We start from the raw sequence: 3,384 nt of genomic DNA, 5'->3' as shown, positions 1-3,384 counted from the left end.
CATAGATTTTCAATGTAAGTTTGGGTAGAAGAGCGCCTTGGAAAGCACTCTTTAATTTCTACTGTATATTTTTATACGCAATTCATATACTTTAAATCACCTGTTATGTCTTCAACTAATATTTTAGTAACATTCCACTTTTTTTGAGACAACAAGCCCTCCGGTTGTTGTCTTTTTTCTCTATTCAAATAAGGATTTTGTTTAATTCTCTAACTTGTTTCTCCGACGTTTCGTTCTTTATATTAATAAACCAAAATATATTAAAATATATAATTATAACTATTTATTACTAGGAGGCTTAATTATGTCATTTGCAGTAGGAAGTGCAATTTTTATGACTGTAGTTGGAGCAATATCTGGAGCAATATTCGGTGCAATTTCCTTTAAAAATAAAAGTAAAAGTACCAATTAGAAACTCCAAATAATAAACACACTCACTTAATGACAGCTGAAGCGCTAAGAACGTTTCAGCTGTCATTCTCTACTTAAATAACTATTTTGTTTAAATTCACCTTAATCCACATCTAATTTTCTTAACATTCAAATTAATAACTGTATAATGTAATTAAACTATTTATATGGGAGATGATTTTTATGAGATGGAAACAAAAATACAATCCAAAATACCTCTTTTACCGCATGTATAGTTATGTTTATAAAGCCATTGATGATATATCCTGGTCTATAAAATAATTTAGATTTTTATGAGTACACATTTGCTGTGTGCTCTTTTCACATTGCTATAAAATAAGGATTTTGTACTAATTTTGCTTAACATTGCCTAATTTGGTTTCAATAAATGTATCTTCATCAACCTCAATACTCACCATATCCATCTCACTATCAAAACCTACGACTCTTCCAGAAACTCCTTTTAATACTCCTTTAATAATCGTTGCTTGAATATTAACTGTTACTGTATTCATTTCTTTTCCTCGCTTTCTCTCAAATAAATTTTTAGTTTCATCCCCATATAACCCAACCTACAAATACTCCAACTAAGAAAACACCTAGTGTTTAGAATGCTAACCAAAACAACGCTTCTAGAACCGCTTCTCCAAGTCACACTTTTCCATCCCTCTTTTCTTTCAAATAACTATTTTATTAAAAATCTTTAATGGGCTAATCCTTACAGTTTTGTAATACTAATGTCACTAAAATCAATTTTTTCACTATAAACTCTTTACTATAATTTTCCTTATACACAAACAAGAATTGTTAAGAATTAATTAAGAAACCGTTAAGCCTCAGCTTAAAAATTTTTCACATAATAAAGTTATAGACACACAATAAGGAGCGGTTTAAAAATGTCTTTTTCTCAATTAAATATTGATACTTTTCGGGCTATCAATGATTTAGGGAAGCAATATTCATCCCTAAACTCAACTATGGTATTTTTAGCGGAATATATGGTGTATTTTTTAGGTTTAATTATTATAATTTATTGGTTTACTCAATCTAGAAAAAACAAAATGATGATTATCCAAGCGATGGTTGCTTTCGTAACTGCTGAAATAATTGGAAAGTTAGCAGGGAAATTTCATTTGAACTATCAACCATTTGCAGTATTACCTGATGTTAATAAACTTGTCGATCATGCAGTAGATAACTCATTTCCTAGTGACCATACGATTCTATTTTTTTCAATATGTTTTTCATTTTGGCTTGTTCGTAAAAAGACTGGATCGTTATTACTTACGCTTGCATTCTGTGTAGCTATCTCTCGTATCTGGGTAGGAGTTCATTATCCTTTCGATGTCATAACAGGAGCTTTAATAGGAATTATTTCAGCACTATTTTCGTATTGGTTAACACCGAAAATTACATTCATCAAACAATTACTTAATCTTTATGAAAAAGTAGAGCAAAATGTAATACCATCCAAAAACAAGTCGAAAAACTTTTGATTAATCTCACAAAGTTAAAGAGATTACATATATTACCGAGTATTTTTTCAATATTGTCTCGATCGACGAGCGCTCCCTTGGGCGCTCTTTAATTTTAAAATAACGCTTTTATTAAAGTTTTATAGGATTGTTTCTTTTAACTGGTCTAGTTGAATGTGTAACCTCAACTTCCCTTGAATACTCAATTTCAGAACCACATTTACCGCAATTTTCGCCTGTGTACATAATAATCTTAGTTGCCATTCTCTTCAGTCTCCTTTGCTTCTTCTAATAGTTGAGTTATTTCGTAAGTTCCATGCTCTACTTACTCCATATCGTTCACTCCCTTGTTCGGTGGATCGTACTTGCAAATATACTTATTTGAGATATCAGCAATCATCATTGCGTAGTTTGCAATATCACTACATTGTCTGATAACATTTGCCGAAAACACTGAGTAATTCGAAGGTAACTCTTGAAACATGCTATTTAATTCGTTTAGGTTCTTTTGAATTTGCGAAGAAAGAAAATCTACTGTACAATCTGTCCAACCTGTTTTATATTCGTTCTCTTGCAATTTACTTTCCATATACCCCGCAAACCATTTAACTTCGTTTCTAATTATTCTCCCTATTTCCTTTTATCAATTCGAACAGCTCCTGCTCCGACATTTCCCAAAGCTGCCGACCTGTATCTTCTTCCTTATAAATCCCTTTATGTAATAACACATCGATGAAAATTTGCTTCCTGTCCATATTTTCTCCTAGCTTGTTTGTTTTGCTCTTTTTCTTTGATAACTTGAATACGTATTTTCTAATATCTTTATAAAGAATAGCCTCAGCGTTTATGAAGCCTTTAAACAAACTAATCACTGAACCACTCCTTTCATTCTCGAATCGAGACACGAACACAACTTAGTGTATAGGACAACACTGCTATTTTTCATTTCCGGTCATGCCCCGATTCCAAAACAAAGAGCCACTCAAACGAGCGACTCTAATCCTTTATTCTTATCTACTATCAAAATGCTCTTCTTTTAACCATGTACTGTTTCCAAGACATAACATAGGTATTCATACCAAGCTGCACTTAAAATAGTTATCTCACCCATTTAACATAGTCTGCTTTATTAATCCAACCCCACGGTTTAGTTACATGTAACCAATTATTGTAACGATTGTCTACATCCAATAGCGCCCAACTCACAGTTCCAACTACTTTATCGTTTGTATTGGCACCTTCATAAATTTTTACATTCGCTGCATTGACGTAAATACCACCCTTACTTCTCTTACCATCATCATTGATCACGCAAACATCTTCACGAATCCAGTTGTTCACAGCAATTTCATACCAAAAATGAGCACCGTCATGATACCAACCTAAAAGAGCATGACCTGAATTTTTAGGCACTCTACCAACCCACGCTGAATTAACATCTGGTTTAGTTAATACAGGAGCACCAGGTACCGTTACCGTGATTGTACCAATCATTTTT

Annotated in this window: 5 protein-coding genes and 1 pseudogene; 1 reads left to right on the top strand and 5 read right to left on the bottom strand. The window is 32.6% G+C overall.

Going from position 1 to position 3,384, the window contains the following annotated elements:
* Window positions 1-761 precede the first annotated feature (761 nt).
* Window positions 762-926, bottom strand: coding sequence for a hypothetical protein (locus tag CN288_RS28840; RefSeq protein ID WP_098302636.1), 165 nt, complete (start codon window positions 924-926; stop codon window positions 762-764).
* Window positions 927-1,307: 381 nt separating this feature from the next.
* On the opposite strand from CN288_RS28840, the gene CN288_RS16395 reads away from it, so the two are divergent.
* On the top strand, window positions 1,308-1,907 hold the full coding sequence (locus CN288_RS16395) for an undecaprenyl-diphosphatase (protein WP_098302635.1): 600 nt from the start codon (window positions 1,308-1,310) through the stop codon (window positions 1,905-1,907).
* Window positions 1,908-2,018: 111 nt separating this feature from the next.
* Here the strand turns inward: CN288_RS16395 and CN288_RS29650 are convergent, their stop codons facing one another.
* The 4 genes and pseudogenes from CN288_RS29650 to CN288_RS28835 form a co-directional block, all read right to left on the bottom strand.
* On the bottom strand, window positions 2,019-2,150 hold the full coding sequence (locus tag CN288_RS29650; RefSeq protein ID WP_255259988.1) for a hypothetical protein: 132 nt from the start codon (window positions 2,148-2,150) through the stop codon (window positions 2,019-2,021).
* A gap of 61 nt (window positions 2,151-2,211) precedes the next feature.
* Window positions 2,212-2,475 (bottom strand): hypothetical protein, encoded by a 264-nt coding sequence (locus CN288_RS16390; RefSeq protein WP_176527684.1) that lies wholly within the window; start codon window positions 2,473-2,475, stop codon window positions 2,212-2,214.
* 28 nt (window positions 2,476-2,503) lie between these two features.
* Window positions 2,504-2,641, bottom strand: coding sequence for a Fur-regulated basic protein FbpA (fbpA, locus tag CN288_RS16385; protein WP_098302637.1), 138 nt, complete (start codon window positions 2,639-2,641; stop codon window positions 2,504-2,506).
* 343 nt (window positions 2,642-2,984) lie between these two features.
* Window positions 2,985-3,384 (bottom strand): annotated as a pseudogene (locus CN288_RS28835) (hypothetical protein); the annotation flags it as partial.

Source organism: Bacillus sp. AFS023182, assembly GCF_002560575.1.
GTDB lineage: Bacteria > Bacillota > Bacilli > Bacillales > Bacillaceae_G > Bacillus_A > Bacillus_A arachidis.
This window is presented reverse-complemented; position numbering and strand designations above follow the sequence as displayed.